Below are 13,775 nucleotides of genomic sequence, written 5' to 3' on the forward strand. Positions count from 1 at the left end.
GTCGAGCGTCGAGCGGGAWGGTGCCTTCGTTCGCAAAGACGAATCCCGGCAGCAGGGCAAGGACCGCGAGCAGCCCGCTGCACCGGCGACACCGATCGCACCTGCCACGCCGGCGCCGGCGCCGGCCGACGCGCCGTCCGGCATGCCGAGCCTGGGCGCCGGCGAACTGCCCAGCAACCTGCCGGACTACCTYAGCCAGGTCGAGCGCGACATCATCCTGCGCGCGCTGCAGCAGACCCAGTTCAACCGTACCCAGGCCGCCAGCCTGCTCGGCATCAACGTGCGCCAGCTGCGCTACCAGATGCAGAAACTGGAGATCCACGCGCCCGAACCCTGATTCGGATCATGGTTGAGCGGGTGAGCTGTTGTCTTTTCGCCATTGCAACATGGCCTGAACGCCGACTCCGTCAACGCCTGGCCGCACCACGTCGGGGCCCCCAAATCGTTATGTTAGTGCTTACTTTCATTCCGAGGCCCATGATGATTCGCCTCGGCAAATGTCAAGCTCGGCGCTAGAAAAAAAACCGCTCAGCAGAGTCTTTGATATTGGCGAATATCGACTACAATTAGGTTCATACGGCTGTCGGACACTATATCTAGTGGTCAGTGTCGAAAGGCAGATCAGTAAGAGGAGGGGCGCATGCAGGCGTTTTCCAACATGGCTCTCCTCTTTATTATTCTCAAAAAGTTATTAGGTTGCCAACTTTTATCAGTTGGCATTCATCGTTTTTAGTCGGTGGCGCGCTGCCATCCTGGGAGGCTCAATGCAAACATCTTCGGACATCTCCATCAATCCGCAACCAGGAACGGCTGCCGGCACCAGCGCGGCCGAACTGGTCGCGACCGGCGACTACCGCATCATCCGCCGTAACGGCGCCGTGGTGCCGTTTGCTCCGAACAAGATCGCCGTCGCGATGACCAAGGCTTTCCTCGCCGTGAACGGCGAGCAGGGCCGCGAGTCGGCGCGCATCCGCGACCTGGTCGAGCAGCTGACCAATAACGTGGTCGCCGCCCTGGTGCGCCGCCAGCCGAACGGCGGCACCTTCCACATCGAAGATGTGCAGGACCAGGTGGAGCTGTCCCTGATGCGCTCGGGCGAGCATGACGTCGCGCGCGAATACGTGCTGTACCGCGCCAAGCGCATGGACGAGCGCCGCGCCGCCAAGGAAGCTGCCGGCGCCACCGCGGTCGCCGCGCCGCAGTTCACCGTGGTCGACGGCGGCGTGCGCCGTCCGCTGGACATGAACGAAGTGGTGTCCCTGATCGGCGCCGCCTGCGTGGGCCTGGAAAAGCACGTCGACGCCGACGCCATCCTGGCCGAAACCGTCAAGAACCTGTACGACGGCGTGCCGGTCGAGGAGCTGCACAAGTCGGCCATCCTGGCCGCCCGCGCCCTGATGGAAAAGGATCCGGCCTACAGCCAGGTCACCGCGCGCATCCTGCTGCACACCATCCGCAAGGAAGTCTTCGGCAGGGAAGTGCCGCAAGCCGGCGCCGCCGCCGAGTACATCACCTACTTCCCGCAGTACATCGCCAAGGGCATCGACGCCGAGCTGCTGGACGAGGAACTGGGCAAGTTCGACCTGCAGAAGCTGGCCAAGGCCATCGTTGCCGACCGCGACCTGCAATTCGGCTACATCGGCCTGCAGACCCTGTACGACCGCTACTTCCTGCACATCCGCGAAACCCGCATCGAGATGCCGCAGGCCTTCTACATGCGCGTCGCGATGGGCCTGGCCCTGCGCGAAGAGAACCGCGAAGCGCGCGCGATCGAGTTCTACAACCTGCTGTCGAGCTTCGACTTCATGAGCTCGACCCCGACCCTGTTCAACTCGGGCACCCGCCGCTCGCAGCTGTCCTCGTGCTACCTGACCACCGTCAGCGACGACCTGGAAGGCATCTACGACGCGATCAAGGAAAACGCGCTGCTGTCGAAATTCGCCGGCGGCCTGGGCAACGACTGGACTCCGGTCCGCGCGATGGGTTCGCGCATCAAGGGCACCAACGGCAAATCGCAGGGCGTGGTTCCGTTCCTGAAAGTGGCGAACGACACCGCCGTGGCGGTCAACCAGGGCGGCAAGCGCAAGGGCGCGGTCTGCGGCTACCTGGAAACCTGGCACCTGGACATTGAGGAATTCCTCGACCTGCGCAAGAACACCGGCGACGACCGCCGCCGCACCCACGACATGAACACCGCGAACTGGATTCCGGACCTGTTCATGAAGCGCGTGATGGAGAAGGGCTCGTGGAGCCTGTTCTCGCCGTCCGAAGTGCCGGACCTGCACGACAAGGTCGGCAAGGCCTTCGAAGAAGCCTACCTGGGCTACGAAGCCAAGGCGGCGCGCGGCGAAATGTCCGTGTACAAGAAAATCGAAGCGCTCGACCTGTGGCGCAAGATGCTGTCGATGCTGTTCGAGACCGGCCACCCGTGGATCACCTTCAAGGATCCGTGCAACATCCGCTCGCCGCAGCAGCACGTGGGCGTGGTGCACTCCTCGAACCTGTGCACCGAGATCACGCTGAACACCAACGCCGACGAGATCGCCGTCTGCAACCTGGGTTCGGTCAACATGCCAGCCCACATGAAGGGCGACGGCCTGGACGCGGTCAAGCTGCAGAAGACCATCCGCACCGCGATGCGCATGCTGGACAACGTCATCGACATCAACTACTACGCCGTCGACAAGGCGAAGAACTCGAACCTGCGCCACCGTCCGGTCGGCCTGGGCATCATGGGCTTCCAGGACTGCCTGCACATGATGCGCGTGCCGTTTGCCTCGGACAAGGCGGTGGAATTCGCCGACCGCTCGATGGAGGCCGTCTGCTACTACGCCTACCTGGCCTCGACCGAGCTGGCCGAAGAGCGCGGCCGTTACCAGTCCTACGAGGGTTCGCTGTGGGACCGCGGCATCCTGCCGCAGGACTCGATCAAGCTGCTGGCGGAAGAGCGCGGCGGCTACCTGGAGCAGGATACGTCCGAAACCATGGACTGGAGCATCGTCCGCAACCGCATCAAGCAGTTCGGCATGCGTAACTCGAACTGCGTGGCGATCGCCCCGACCGCGACCATCTCGAACATCATTGGCGTGTCTGCCTGCATCGAGCCGACCTTCCAGAACCTGTACGTGAAGTCGAACCTGTCGGGCGAGTTTACCGAGATCAACGGTTACCTGGTGCGCGACCTGAAGGCGCGCGGCCTGTGGGACGAGGTCATGATCAACGACCTGAAATACTTCGACGGCTCGCTGTCGCGCATCGACCGCGCACCGCAAGACCTGCGCGAGATCTACGCGACCGCCTTCGAAGTCGAGCCGAAGTGGCTGGTGGAAGCCGCATCGCGCCGCCAGAAGTGGATCGACCAGGCCCAGTCGCTGAACATCTACATGGCCGGCGCCTCGGGCAAGAAGCTGGACGAGACCTATAAACTGGCCTGGCTGCGCGGCCTGAAGACGACCTACTACCTGCGCACCATCGCCGCGACCCACATGGAGAAGTCGACCACCCGTACCGGCGCCCTGAACGCCGTGCCGGTCGACGGCGGCCTCTCGGCAGCGGCGGCGGCAGCTCCGGCTCCGGCGGCAGCTCCGGCAGCTTCGGCGGATGTGGTGGAAGGCGCCGCCTGCTACCTGCGTCCGGGCGATGCCGGTTTCGACGAGTGCGAAGCCTGCCAGTAAAGACACCCCGTCGTTCCCGCGAAGGCGGGAATCCAAGTTTGTCCGCGCTACGCTAAATAACTTGGGTCCCCGCCTCCGCGGGGGCGACGTTTCTAAGTTAACAATAGAAGGAAAAGATCATGGCTCTGTCATGGGACGATGAACCGACCACGGGCGCACCGGCCGCCACCGCAGGAAGCAACATCGCGGAAGGCGTCAGCGCCGCCGCTGTCGCCAAGCGCGTGAACGCCGACGACAAGCGCATCATCAACGCCAAAACCGACGTCAACCAGCTGGTGCCGTTCAAGTACAAGTGGGCCTGGGACAAATACCTGGCCGGCTGCGCCAACCACTGGATGCCGCAGGAAGTGAACATGCAGCGCGACATCGAGCTGTGGAAGAGCCCGAACGGCCTGACCGAAGACGAGCGCCGCATCGTCAAGCGCAACCTCGGCTTCTTCGTGACCGCCGACTCGCTGGCCGCCAACAACATCGTGCTGGGCACCTACCGCCACATCACGGCGCCGGAATGCCGCCAGTACCTGCTGCGCCAGGCCTTCGAAGAGGCGATCCACACCCATGCCTACCAGTACATCGTCGAATCGCTGGGCCTGGACGAGAAGGAAATCTTCAACGCCTACAACGAAATCCCGTCGATCCGCGACAAGGACCAGTTCCTGATCCCGTTCATCGAGGTCATCAACGATCCGGAATTCAAGACCGGCACCCTGGAAAACGACCAGAAGCTGCTGCGCTCGATCATCGTGTTCGCCTGCCTGATGGAAGGTCTGTTCTTCTACGTCGGCTTCACCCAGATCCTGGCGCTCGGTCGTCAAAATAAAATGACCGGTGCCGCCGAGCAGTACCAGTACATCCTGCGCGACGAGTCCATGCACTGCAACTTCGGCATCGACCTGATCAACACGATCAAGATGGAAAACCCGCAGCTGTGGACCGCCGAGTTCAAGGAAGAGATCAAGCAGCTGTTCCTGAAGGCCGTCGAACTCGAGTACCGCTACGCCGAAGACACCATGCCGCGCGGCGTGCTGGGCCTGAACGCCCCGATGTTCAAGGGCTACCTGCGCTTCATCGCCAACCGCCGCGCCGTCCAGATCGGCCTGGATGCGCTGTTCCCGAACGAGGAAAACCCCTTCCCGTGGATGAGCGAGATGATCGACCTGAAGAAGGAACGCAACTTCTTCGAGACCCGCGTGACCGAGTACCAGACCGGTGGTGCGCTGAGCTGGGATTGATCCCGGACAGCCGTCCCCTCCTGCAAGCCCGCCGCCCGGCGGGCTTTTTATTTGCCGCGCCGGACAGTCCGCGGACTGTCTGTTATGCTGCCCGCACCTTTGCTTGGCAGCCTCACGATGTTTACCAGCCCGCACCTCGACCATCCCGCCATCGTCCACGGCTTCGGCACCCGCCACGACGACATGGCCCGGCTCCTGCCCGCCTACTGGCCCCTCCGCCCGATCCAGCACGAACGCCACGGCACCCATATCGCCGTCGCGACCGAACCCAACGAGGATTGCGGCGAAGCCGACGGCATGCTCACCGACCGTCCCGGGCTGCTGCTCGCGATCGCCACCGCCGACTGCGTGCCGGTGCTGCTGGCGCGGCAGGACGGGCGCGAGGTGGCGGCCCTGCACGTCGGCTGGCGCGGCGCCCACGCCGGCATCGTCGACCGTTTTTCGGCCATGGTGCGTGAGCGCGGCGGCGATCCCGGCGACTGGATCGCGGCGATCGGGCCGGCGGCCCACGCCTGCTGTTATGAAGTGTCGGAAGACCTGGTCGACGCATTTGTGGAGCGTACCGGGCTGCCGCGGGAGACCGTCGCGCCGCGGCCGCGCCGGCTCGACCTGCCGGCGATCGTGCGCCGGCAGCTCGCGCAGGCCGGCTTCGAACGCGTGTCGGCCCGGCTCGACTGCACCATGTGCGCGCGCGGCGACGAGGGCCGCTTCGTCTATCACAGCTACCGCCGCGACCGCGAAACGCGCACCCCGATCGTCGACGTGCAGTGGTCGGTGATCGCGATCGCAGCGCCTTGATCGCGATTCGCGCAAGGGATGCCATCATCCCTTGCGCCACAGGCTTGCCAGTAAAGCTATCATGCCTGCCATGCTACGCATCCTCTTCATCCATCAGAATTTGCCCGGCCAGCTTCGACGACCGTCTGCGGATCCGCATCAAGAATCCGGTGCTGATGCAGTCGCTGCTGGCGGCCATCGACGGCGTCAGCTACGGCCGCCGTCCGCCCGAAGGAGTCGCCAGCTATCGCGAGATGCCGTGCGCGGAATTGGCGGATTCCGTCGACCGGTCGCGCGTTCATTTCCTCGGCAAGCTGCCATATGCGAGCTACCGCACGGTGTTGCAGGTCTCGAGCCTGCACATTTACCTCACTTATCCGTTCGTGCTCTCGTGGTCGGTGCTGAAAGCGATGGCGGTGGACGGTGTTGCGCAACTACGATTTCGAGTCGGTGGGCTTGCCGGCCTGCCTCGAGCTGCTGAAGCCATTGCGGCAGCCCGCTGAAGAGGGAGACAGATGAAGGACCGCTTCGCACTGCATTTCGTCCCCGAGGCTTATTCCGTCGCGGGACCGAAACCGATGGGACGTCAGGCGGCCGGCGCCGCCCTGATGCGCGCCGTCGCGCAGAGCGGATTGTCCACGATCGGCTGCTTCGCCGCCGGCGAAGCCCATGGCGGCGAATGCGAGCGCGCGCTGCGCGAGCATGGCTTCAAAGGCGAGGTCGAGCGGGTGAGCCAGGGCAGGCCGCAGCAGCTCGAGCGTTTCGGCACGCTCTACCATCCGGCGCCCGGCATCGAGCGCCTGGCCTGGCGCCGCCTGGGCATCGGCGAGCGCCGCTACAGCCTGTGCGGCATCACGCACACCACGTCCAGCCACGCGGTGATGAGCGCGATCGCCAACCTGCTGGTGGCGCCGGTACGCAGCTGGGATGCGGTGATCTGCACCTCGCGCGTGGTGCGCGACAGCGTGCGCGAAGTGCTGGAGCGCCAGGCCGACTACCTGCGTGCGCGGCTGGGAGCGCAGCGTTTCGAGCTGCCGCAGCTGCCGCTGATTCCGCTCGGCGTGCACGGCCGCGACTTCGCATTCGACGCAGCCGGCCGCGGCGCGGCGCGGCGCCGGCTCGGCATCGAAGACGAGGACGTCGCCTTCCTGTTCCCGGGCCGGCTGTCCTTCCATGCGAAGGCGCATCCGCAGCAGATGTTCAGCGCACTGGAGCGCGCCGACAAGGCCGGGCGCCAGGTGCACCTGATCCTGTGCGGATGGTTTGCCAGCGAGGCGATCGAGAAGGCCTTCCGCGAGGCCGCCGCGCTGCTGTGCCCATCGGTGCGGCTGACGGTGCTCGACGGCCGCGCAGCGGACAGCCAGGCCAGCGCCTGGGCCGCCGCCGACGTCTTCACTTCGCTGGCGGACAATCTGCAGGAGAGCTTCGGCCTGACGCCGCTCGAGGCGATGGCGGCCGGCCTGCCTTGCGTGGTGAGCGACTGGAACGGCTACCGCGACACGGTGCGCGACGGCGTCGACGGCTATCGCATCCCGACCACCATGCCCGGCGCGGGCGCCGGCCTTGACCTCGCGCAGCGTTACGACGACGGCGTCGACAGTTACGACCAGTATTGCGGTCATACCAGCCAGGCGGTGGCGGTGGATGGCGCGCAGCTCGCCCAGGCGTACGAGCGCCTGATCAAGGATGCCGGACTGCGCCGCCAGCTGGGCGAGAACGGACGCCGGCGCGCAGGCGAGGAGTTAGACTGGGGGGTGGTGTTCGGGCGCTATCGCGCGCTGTGGAGCGAGCTCGATGAGCGGCGCCGCGCCGATGCCGCGCTGGTGCCGGCGCTGCCGCAATCGGTGCCGGACCGGCTCGATCCTTTCGCGGTGTTCGCGAGCTATCCGAGCGCGCAGTTGACGCCGGAATCGATCGTCGAACTGGCGCCGGATGCATCGCTCGCGCAACTGCGCGAATATCGCGAATTGGGAATCAACCGCTTCGCCGCGTCGTCCTTGCCGACGCTCGAAGAATTCGGCCAGATCTTCGGTTCGATCGAATCGCGGCCGACGCAGGTCGATGAATTGCTCGACGCGCTTGGGCCTTGCGATCGGCCGACTTTGCTGCGCGGATTGGCGTGGCTTTGCAAGATGGATTTGCTGCGTATTGGTATGAAGATTTAATGGAATGCGCGGCAGGTGCGCGCTTGTTTTTGAAGGAGCTGAAGTACGAATGGGATCAAACGTTATCGCGACGATCGATTGAAAGCTGCCGATAGCACTTCGCCCAAGCGGAAAGACATGAAAAATACTGTGTGCGGGTTGCGCACTGACAAGGTTTTCGTGTACTTTACGTGATTGAATTTGTCAAAACGTGAACACGCAAATTTTTAAGCGTGTTTAACGGGTGGCAAACCGATCAAAAAATGGGACGCTGATTCATTCAGTATGCACGTAAGCTTCGCGAAAAGAACAAGCCGCATTGCCTGATTAATGTCGGGCATGGCGGCTTTTTCTTTTCGCGCTCTCGCGGGCAGCGGTGTGGACAGCGCAGTGAACCATCGAACTTTTGTCGTTTCGGTCGTCGGCGACGACGATAGCTGAAGTGCTGCAGACTTGAGGAGTTGCAGCAGTTCAGCTGGTGCCGGATTCATTGACGCAGACCCGAGTGTGCGCCGATGAATAATTCGCCCGACCAAGCAGACCGGGTTGGACGGGTTCAAACCTTGTAGCGTATTTTCTCATCGCAGAGAAGGAGAACATAAAATGGCAACAGCCGCTAAGAAAACCGCAGCAAAGCCGGCCGCAAAGGCCGCCGCAGAAAAAACCGTCGCCGCTAAAAAGACGGTAGCCGCCAAGCCGGCCGCTAAAGCCGCCGCTAAACCGGCAGCGAAACCGGCTGCTAAAGCCGCCGCTAAACCGGCAGCAAAAGCTGCAGCTAAACCGGCAGCTAAACCGGCAGCAAAAGCCGCAGCAAAACCGGCAGCCAAGCCGGCCGCTAAAGCCGCTGCAAAACCGGCTGCAAAGAAAGCTGCAGCACCGGCCAAGAAAGCCGTTGCAACCAAGACCGCCGCTAAAGCTCCGGCCAAGAAAGCTGCTGCAAGCAAAGCTGCTGCACCGGCAAAGAAAGCCGCTGCAAGCAAAACCGCTGCTAAAGCTCCGGCAAAGAAAACCGCTGCAACTAAAGCAGCTGCACCGGCAAAGAAAGCCGCTGCAAGCAAAGCAGCAGCACCGGCCAAGAAAGCCGCTGCAAGCAAAACCGCTGCTAAAGCTCCGGCCAAGAAAGCTGCAGCAACCAAGACCGCCGCCAAAGCTCCGGCCAAGAAAGCTGCTGCAACCAAGACCGCTGCCAAAGCTCCGGCCAAGAAAGCTGCAGCAACCAAGACCGCCGCCAAAGCTCCGGCCAAGAAAGCTGCTGCAACCAAGACCGCCGCCAAAGCTCCGGCCAAGAAAGCTGCCGCAACCAAGACCGCCGCTAAAGCTCCGGCCAAGAAAGCTGCTGCAACCAAGACCGCTGCCAAAGCTCCGGCCAAGGCTGCAAGCAAGACCACCGCCAAGGCAGCCGCACCGGCCAAGAAAGCCGCCGCTACCAAGACCGCTGCCAAAGCTCCGGCCAAGGCTACCGCAACCAAGACCGCTGCCAAGGGCTCGGCTTCGCCAGTGGCGAAGACGGGCGCCAAGGCTGCAGCAACCAAGACCGCTGCTAAAGCTCCGGCCAAGGCTGCCGCAACCAAGACCGCTGCTAAAGCTCCGGCCAAGGCTGCCGCAACCAAGACCGCTGCCAAAGCTCCGGTCAAGGCTGCCGCCACCAAGACCGCTGCTGCCACCAAAACCGCTGCTGCCACCAAGGCTCCGGCTGCTGCCAAAACCGCCGAGTCCAAGCCGGCAGTGAAGGCCGCCGCCAAGCCGGCAGCCAAGCCGGCCGCAAAGAAAGCTGCTGCGCCGAAGGCCGAAGCAAAGCCGGAAGCCAAGTCGGAAGCGAAAGCGGAAGCCAAGCCGGAAGCCAAGGCCGACACCAAGACCGAAGCGAAAACCGAAGCCAAGCAGGACAGCGCTTCGGCAGGCCAGGCAGCCCAGTCGACCGCCAAGACGGTGCCGGTGCCGGCAGCATGGCCGTTCCCGACCAGCAGCCGTCCGTAATACCTTTCTTGCCTGGTTCAGGCAAAATACCGCTGTGTGAGAAATTCACACAGCGGTTTTTTTTTAAGGAGTCCTTGTGCTGCCCATTCTTCAGTTGATCGTCGATACCGCGGCCAGCGTCGTCGGTGGAGTCTTGTTGTTGCGCTTCTGGATGCAGGCGATCCGCGTGCGGCCGCCCATGTCGATCGCCCAATTCATCTTCACCTTGACCGATTGGCTGGTACGCCCGCTGCGCCGTCTGCTGCCGGGTGTCGGCGGCTATGACTGGGCGAGCCTGATCGGCGCTTTCCTGATCGTGCTGGTGGCGAGTTCGGTGATGTTTCTGGCGGGGTGGAGCGGATACACCGTCGTGCTGTACGCCGTGTTCCGCTTCCTGAACTGGATCATCTACGGCTTCATGGGCCTGCTGATCATCGAAGTGGTGTTCAGCTGGATCAATCCGCATGCGCCGCTGGCGCCCTTCATCCGGGCGCTCAACGACCCGCTGCTGCGGCCCTTGCGCCGTGTGATCCCGCCGGTGGGCGGCCTGGACCTGTCGGTACTGGTTGCGCTGATCCTGCTGCAGATCATCAAGTACCTACTGGGCCAGGCGCTGTTCTGACGTCCTGACCCGCTGATCAGAAGCGGTAGCCGAATGCAGCTTCGAACTTCTCCGCGATCTCCTCGGGCGTGAAGCTGTGGTTCTGGCCGCCCTGGTGGGCGATCTTGATGGAGCCGAGCAGGCTGGCCAGGCGGCCGCTGGTCGGCCAGTCCAGATCGTTCGCGATACCGTACAGCAGGCCGGCGCGATAGGCGTCGCCGCAGCCGGTCGGATCGACCACGCTGCTGGCCGGCACCGCCGGGATCTTGTGGTGCTCGCCGCCGGCGTAGATGTCCGAACCTTGCTCGCCGCGGGTGACGATCAGCGCGTCCAGGCGCGAAGCGATGTCCTGCAGCGTCAGGCCGGTACGGTCCATCACCATCTCGAATTCATAATCGTTGCAGGCGAGGTAGCTGGCCTGCTCGAGGAAGGTCAGCAGCTCGTCGCCGTTGAACATCGGCAGCTGCTGGCCCGGATCGAACATCAGCGGCACGCCGCGCTCCGCGCAGTCGCGCGCATGCTTGATCATGCCGTCGCGGCCATCCGGCGAAACGATCGCGACGCGCAGCGGCAGGTAGTCGGCCAGGCTGTTCTCGTGCGAAAACTGCATCGCGCCCGGGTGGAAGGCGTTGATCTGGTTGTTGTCCAGGTCGGCGGTGACGAAGCACTGGGCGGTGTAGGCGTCGCCGATGGTGCGGATCGCGTTGGTCGCCAGGCCCTGTTTTTCCATGCGTTCGAGGTAGCCGCCGCCGTCCTGGCCGATGGTGCCCATGATCAGCGGATCGCCGCCCAGCATCTTCAGGTTGTAGGCGATGTTGACGGAGCAGCCGCCGAACTCGGTGCGCAGGGTCGGCACCAGGAAGGATACGTTCACGCGGTGGAGCTGGTCGGCCAGCAGGGTTTCGCCGAAGCGGCCTTGGTATTGCATGATCTTGTCGAAGGCAATCGAGCCGCAGATCAGCGCAGTCTTGGTCATGTTGGGTCCTGAAGGTGGTGAAACTAAGCTAGGGATAAAAAACGATCATATGGTAGCCGGACGGCTTCAGGTCCGTGAGCGCGAAGTTCAGCCGGACCGGCTGTTCCGAGCGAGCAGCGAAGCCGGCGGCCACCGGCACGCCCTTCGGCAGATAGTCGGCGGGGCCGAATACGCGGCGCAGCAGGGGCTTGTCGTTGGCGTCGGTCAGTTCGAGCTGGATGCTGGGCCAGGCCTGGGCGAGGCTGCCCTGGTTGCGCAGCAGGGTGTTGAGCGAATAGCTGTCGACGCCGAGGGTGGTCAGTTCGCCGGTCTCGATCGACAGGTTCTCGACCTGGCTCGGGAGACCGACACGGCAGCCCAGCACGGCGCAGGCGCTGCCGAGCAGCGGCCTGGCGCCCGGATAGCGCGCCGCCAGCACGTTGCGGAAGTCGATCACCAGCTGGGCCGCCAGCAGCAGCGCCAGCACCACGGCGCCGCCGATCATCAGGAGGCGCCGGGTCCGGCCCGACGCTTCCTGCTTGCGGCTGCGCTTGACGAACTCCGGCTCGTCGGACTCGAGGGACGCCGGCACGCGCAGCTTGGGCGCATCGATCTTCGTGGGCGTGAGCCTGGAGCGGCGCGTGCGGGCCTCGACGGCCTTGGCGCGCGCCGATTTCACCGCCGGTGCGGGCGCCGGCGCGGATGGCGGCATCAGGGTGTCGACGCCGGCCGCCGAGGCGCGCAGGGGCAGGGCGGCGGGTGGAATGTCGTCCGTCGGGATGCCGGCGGCGTCCGTGGCCGGCTCTGCGGGCGCCTCGTCAGGATGGGCGTCCTCGTCGCCGGGCAGCGGGCGGGCGACCAGTTCCTCGTCCACCGGCAGCTCGAAGCTGGGCTCGATGCGGTCCTGGGGCGCGTAGGCGGAAGCAGTCGGGAGCGGCGGCGTAGCTTCGGCGGGGGCTTCGGCAGGCGCCGGCTCGGCGATGGCAGCGGGCGCCGTCTCGGCCGCTTCGGGCCTGACATCGGCTTCTACAGCCGGTTCTTCCGGCATGGCCGGTTCGGCTTCCGGCGCCGGTTCGGGCACCGGTTCCGCTACGGGCGCCGCTTCCTCTGCCTGAATCGTTTCGGGCTCGGACGCAAGCTGGGCGGCCGCCATGCCGCCGCCGGTACGCCAGACCTGCGCGCGCGGCGCAGGTGCCGGCGTCGATGCCGGCACAGGCACAGGCACAGGCGCGGCCGCCGGCTCCTCGGGCGCCGGCTTCGGCAAGATGCCGAGCGGGTCGAAGGTGCGGTCGAAATCGAGGGTGTAGACGGGCAGCTCCTCGGCTGCATCGTCCTGCGGCTGTGCGCCGCCGGCCTTGCCGGCCGCCAGCGCATCCAGGTCGATCAGGTGGGCGTTGCCGTCAAAGATGCTCTGGCAGGCGCCGCAGCGGACGATGCCGCCGCGGAGCTTGAGCTGGTCCGCGGCGACCCGGAACGTGGTGTGGCAATGCGGGCACTGGGTGGCGAGCGCCATGCCGCTTAGTCGGCGCCGTGGGTGCCGTACAGAGCGACCCAGCCGTCCAGTTCGGCCCAGACGCTCAGCTTGATGAAGGGTGCGTAGGCAGCCGCCACTTCCTCGGCCTGGCGCGCCAGCACGCCCGACAGGATCAGCGAACCGCCGGGCGCCACGCGGCCGGACAGCATCGGCGCCATCAGCTTCAGGGGGCTCGACAGGATGTTGGCGACGACGATGTCGAAACAGCTGCTGCCATACTTCGAGGCGCCGAATTCTTCCGGCACGTAGAAGTCGATCTCGCAGTTGTTGCGTTCGGCGTTCAGCTTGGCCGATTCGATCGCCTGCGGGTCGATGTCGACCCCGGCCACGTCCTGCGCGCCGAGCTTCCTGGCGACCATCGCCAGGATGCCCGAGCCGCAGCCGTAGTCCAGCACCGACTTGCCAGGTGCCGGATGGGTTTCCAGCCACTCCATGCACAGGCGGGTGGTCGGGTGGCTGCCGGTGCCGAAGGCCAGGCCCGGATCGACTTCGAGGATCAGGCCGTTCGGGTCCGGGGCTTCGTGCCAGCTCGGCACGACCCAGATGTTCTTGCCGATGTGGATGGGTTCGAACTGCGACTGCGTCAGGCGCACCCAGTCGGCATCCGCCACCGGACGGGTGGTGAACGACGGTACGGTGTTCAGGCCGATCGCGGCCGAAGCCTCGGCCACGATCGCGGCCTGGTCGGCGTCGACGTCCGTCAGCGCGACCACGCGGCTGTGATCCCAGGCTGCCTCGGTCGGCACCATGCCCGGCTCGCCGAACAGCGGCTTTTCCTGCTCGGTGCCTTCGTCGGCGTCCTCGACCGAGACCGACAGCGCACCCGCTTCCATCAGGGCGTCGGACATGCCCTCGGCGTGCTCGCGGGCGATCTCGATTATGACTTCAATCCAGCTCATCAT

The 13,775-nt window shown here is 64.8% G+C and carries 11 protein-coding genes; 8 read left to right on the plus strand and 3 right to left on the minus strand.

From position 1 onward, the window contains the following. The 8 genes from AC1DOQ_RS23275 to AC1DOQ_RS23310 form a co-directional block, all read left to right on the plus strand. The coding region (locus AC1DOQ_RS23275; RefSeq protein ID WP_477369601.1) for a helix-turn-helix domain-containing protein at positions 1-337 on the plus strand (337 nt) is incomplete at its 5' end. Positions 338-764: 427 nt separating this feature from the next. Next, entirely contained in the window at positions 765-3,674 is a 2,910-nt protein-coding gene (locus AC1DOQ_RS23280) for a ribonucleoside-diphosphate reductase subunit alpha (protein WP_477369603.1), read from the plus strand. A 119-nt stretch (positions 3,675-3,793) separates the two neighbouring features. Then, the gene (locus AC1DOQ_RS23285) at positions 3,794-4,906 is read left to right on the plus strand and encodes a ribonucleotide-diphosphate reductase subunit beta (RefSeq protein WP_477369605.1); all 1,113 of its coding nucleotides are present in this window, start codon (positions 3,794-3,796) and stop codon (positions 4,904-4,906) included. A gap of 117 nt (positions 4,907-5,023) precedes the next feature. Then, complete coding sequence (locus tag AC1DOQ_RS23290) at positions 5,024-5,704, plus strand: purine nucleoside phosphorylase YfiH/LACC1 family protein (protein WP_477369607.1); 681 nt, start codon at positions 5,024-5,026, stop codon at positions 5,702-5,704. Then, a complete protein-coding gene (locus AC1DOQ_RS23295; protein ID WP_477369609.1) occupies positions 5,701-6,186 on the plus strand; it encodes a hypothetical protein in 486 nt (161 codons plus the stop codon). The genes AC1DOQ_RS23290 and AC1DOQ_RS23295 overlap by 4 nt, the downstream gene beginning before the upstream one ends. A gap of 12 nt (positions 6,187-6,198) precedes the next feature. After that, entirely contained in the window at positions 6,199-7,848 is a 1,650-nt protein-coding gene (locus AC1DOQ_RS23300) for a glycosyltransferase family 4 protein (RefSeq protein ID WP_477369611.1), read from the plus strand. Between the two features lie 582 nt (positions 7,849-8,430). Beyond that, a complete protein-coding gene (locus tag AC1DOQ_RS23305; RefSeq protein WP_477369613.1) occupies positions 8,431-9,804 on the plus strand; it encodes a transcriptional regulator in 1,374 nt (457 codons plus the stop codon). A gap of 76 nt (positions 9,805-9,880) precedes the next feature. Then, positions 9,881-10,405, plus strand: a complete 525-nt coding sequence (locus AC1DOQ_RS23310) for a YggT family protein (protein ID WP_477369615.1) — start codon at positions 9,881-9,883, stop codon at positions 10,403-10,405. A gap of 16 nt (positions 10,406-10,421) precedes the next feature. Here AC1DOQ_RS23310 and AC1DOQ_RS23315 read toward each other — a convergent pair whose 3' ends face one another. Genes AC1DOQ_RS23315 through prmA form a run of 3 tightly spaced genes read right to left on the minus strand, consistent with a single transcriptional unit; the run spans position 10,422 to position 13,772 of the window. Beyond that, positions 10,422-11,360, minus strand: a complete 939-nt coding sequence (locus AC1DOQ_RS23315) for a carbohydrate kinase family protein (protein WP_477369617.1) — start codon at positions 11,358-11,360, stop codon at positions 10,422-10,424. A gap of 28 nt (positions 11,361-11,388) precedes the next feature. Next, positions 11,389-12,852, minus strand: a complete 1,464-nt coding sequence (locus tag AC1DOQ_RS23320) for a DUF3426 domain-containing protein (RefSeq protein WP_477369619.1) — start codon at positions 12,850-12,852, stop codon at positions 11,389-11,391. A 5-nt stretch (positions 12,853-12,857) separates the two neighbouring features. Continuing rightward, on the minus strand, positions 12,858-13,772 hold the full coding sequence (gene prmA / locus AC1DOQ_RS23325) for a 50S ribosomal protein L11 methyltransferase (RefSeq protein ID WP_477369744.1): 915 nt from the start codon (positions 13,770-13,772) through the stop codon (positions 12,858-12,860). Positions 13,773-13,775 lie beyond the last annotated feature (3 nt).

It is taken from the genome of Massilia sp. 01N417 (assembly GCF_056399645.1).

What these genes read in the sequence shown, in the direction of transcription:
- AC1DOQ_RS23315 (WP_477369617.1), bottom strand. Translation starts at nt 11,360, where the DNA reads ATGACCAAGACTGCGCTGATCTGCGGCTCGATTGCCTTCGACAAGATC.
- AC1DOQ_RS23300 (WP_477369611.1), top strand. Translation starts at nt 6,199, where the DNA reads ATGAAGGACCGCTTCGCACTGCATTTCGTCCCCGAGGCTTATTCCGTC.
- AC1DOQ_RS23290 (WP_477369607.1), top strand. Translation starts at nt 5,024, where the DNA reads ATGTTTACCAGCCCGCACCTCGACCATCCCGCCATCGTCCACGGCTTC.
- AC1DOQ_RS23280 (WP_477369603.1), top strand. Translation starts at nt 765, where the DNA reads ATGCAAACATCTTCGGACATCTCCATCAATCCGCAACCAGGAACGGCT.
- AC1DOQ_RS23285 (WP_477369605.1), top strand. Translation starts at nt 3,794, where the DNA reads ATGGCTCTGTCATGGGACGATGAACCGACCACGGGCGCACCGGCCGCC.
- AC1DOQ_RS23305 (WP_477369613.1), top strand. Translation starts at nt 8,431, where the DNA reads ATGGCAACAGCCGCTAAGAAAACCGCAGCAAAGCCGGCCGCAAAGGCC.
- prmA (WP_477369744.1), bottom strand. Translation starts at nt 13,772, where the DNA reads ATGAGCTGGATTGAAGTCATAATCGAGATCGCCCGCGAGCACGCCGAG.
- AC1DOQ_RS23320 (WP_477369619.1), bottom strand. Translation starts at nt 12,852, where the DNA reads ATGGCGCTCGCCACCCAGTGCCCGCATTGCCACACCACGTTCCGGGTC.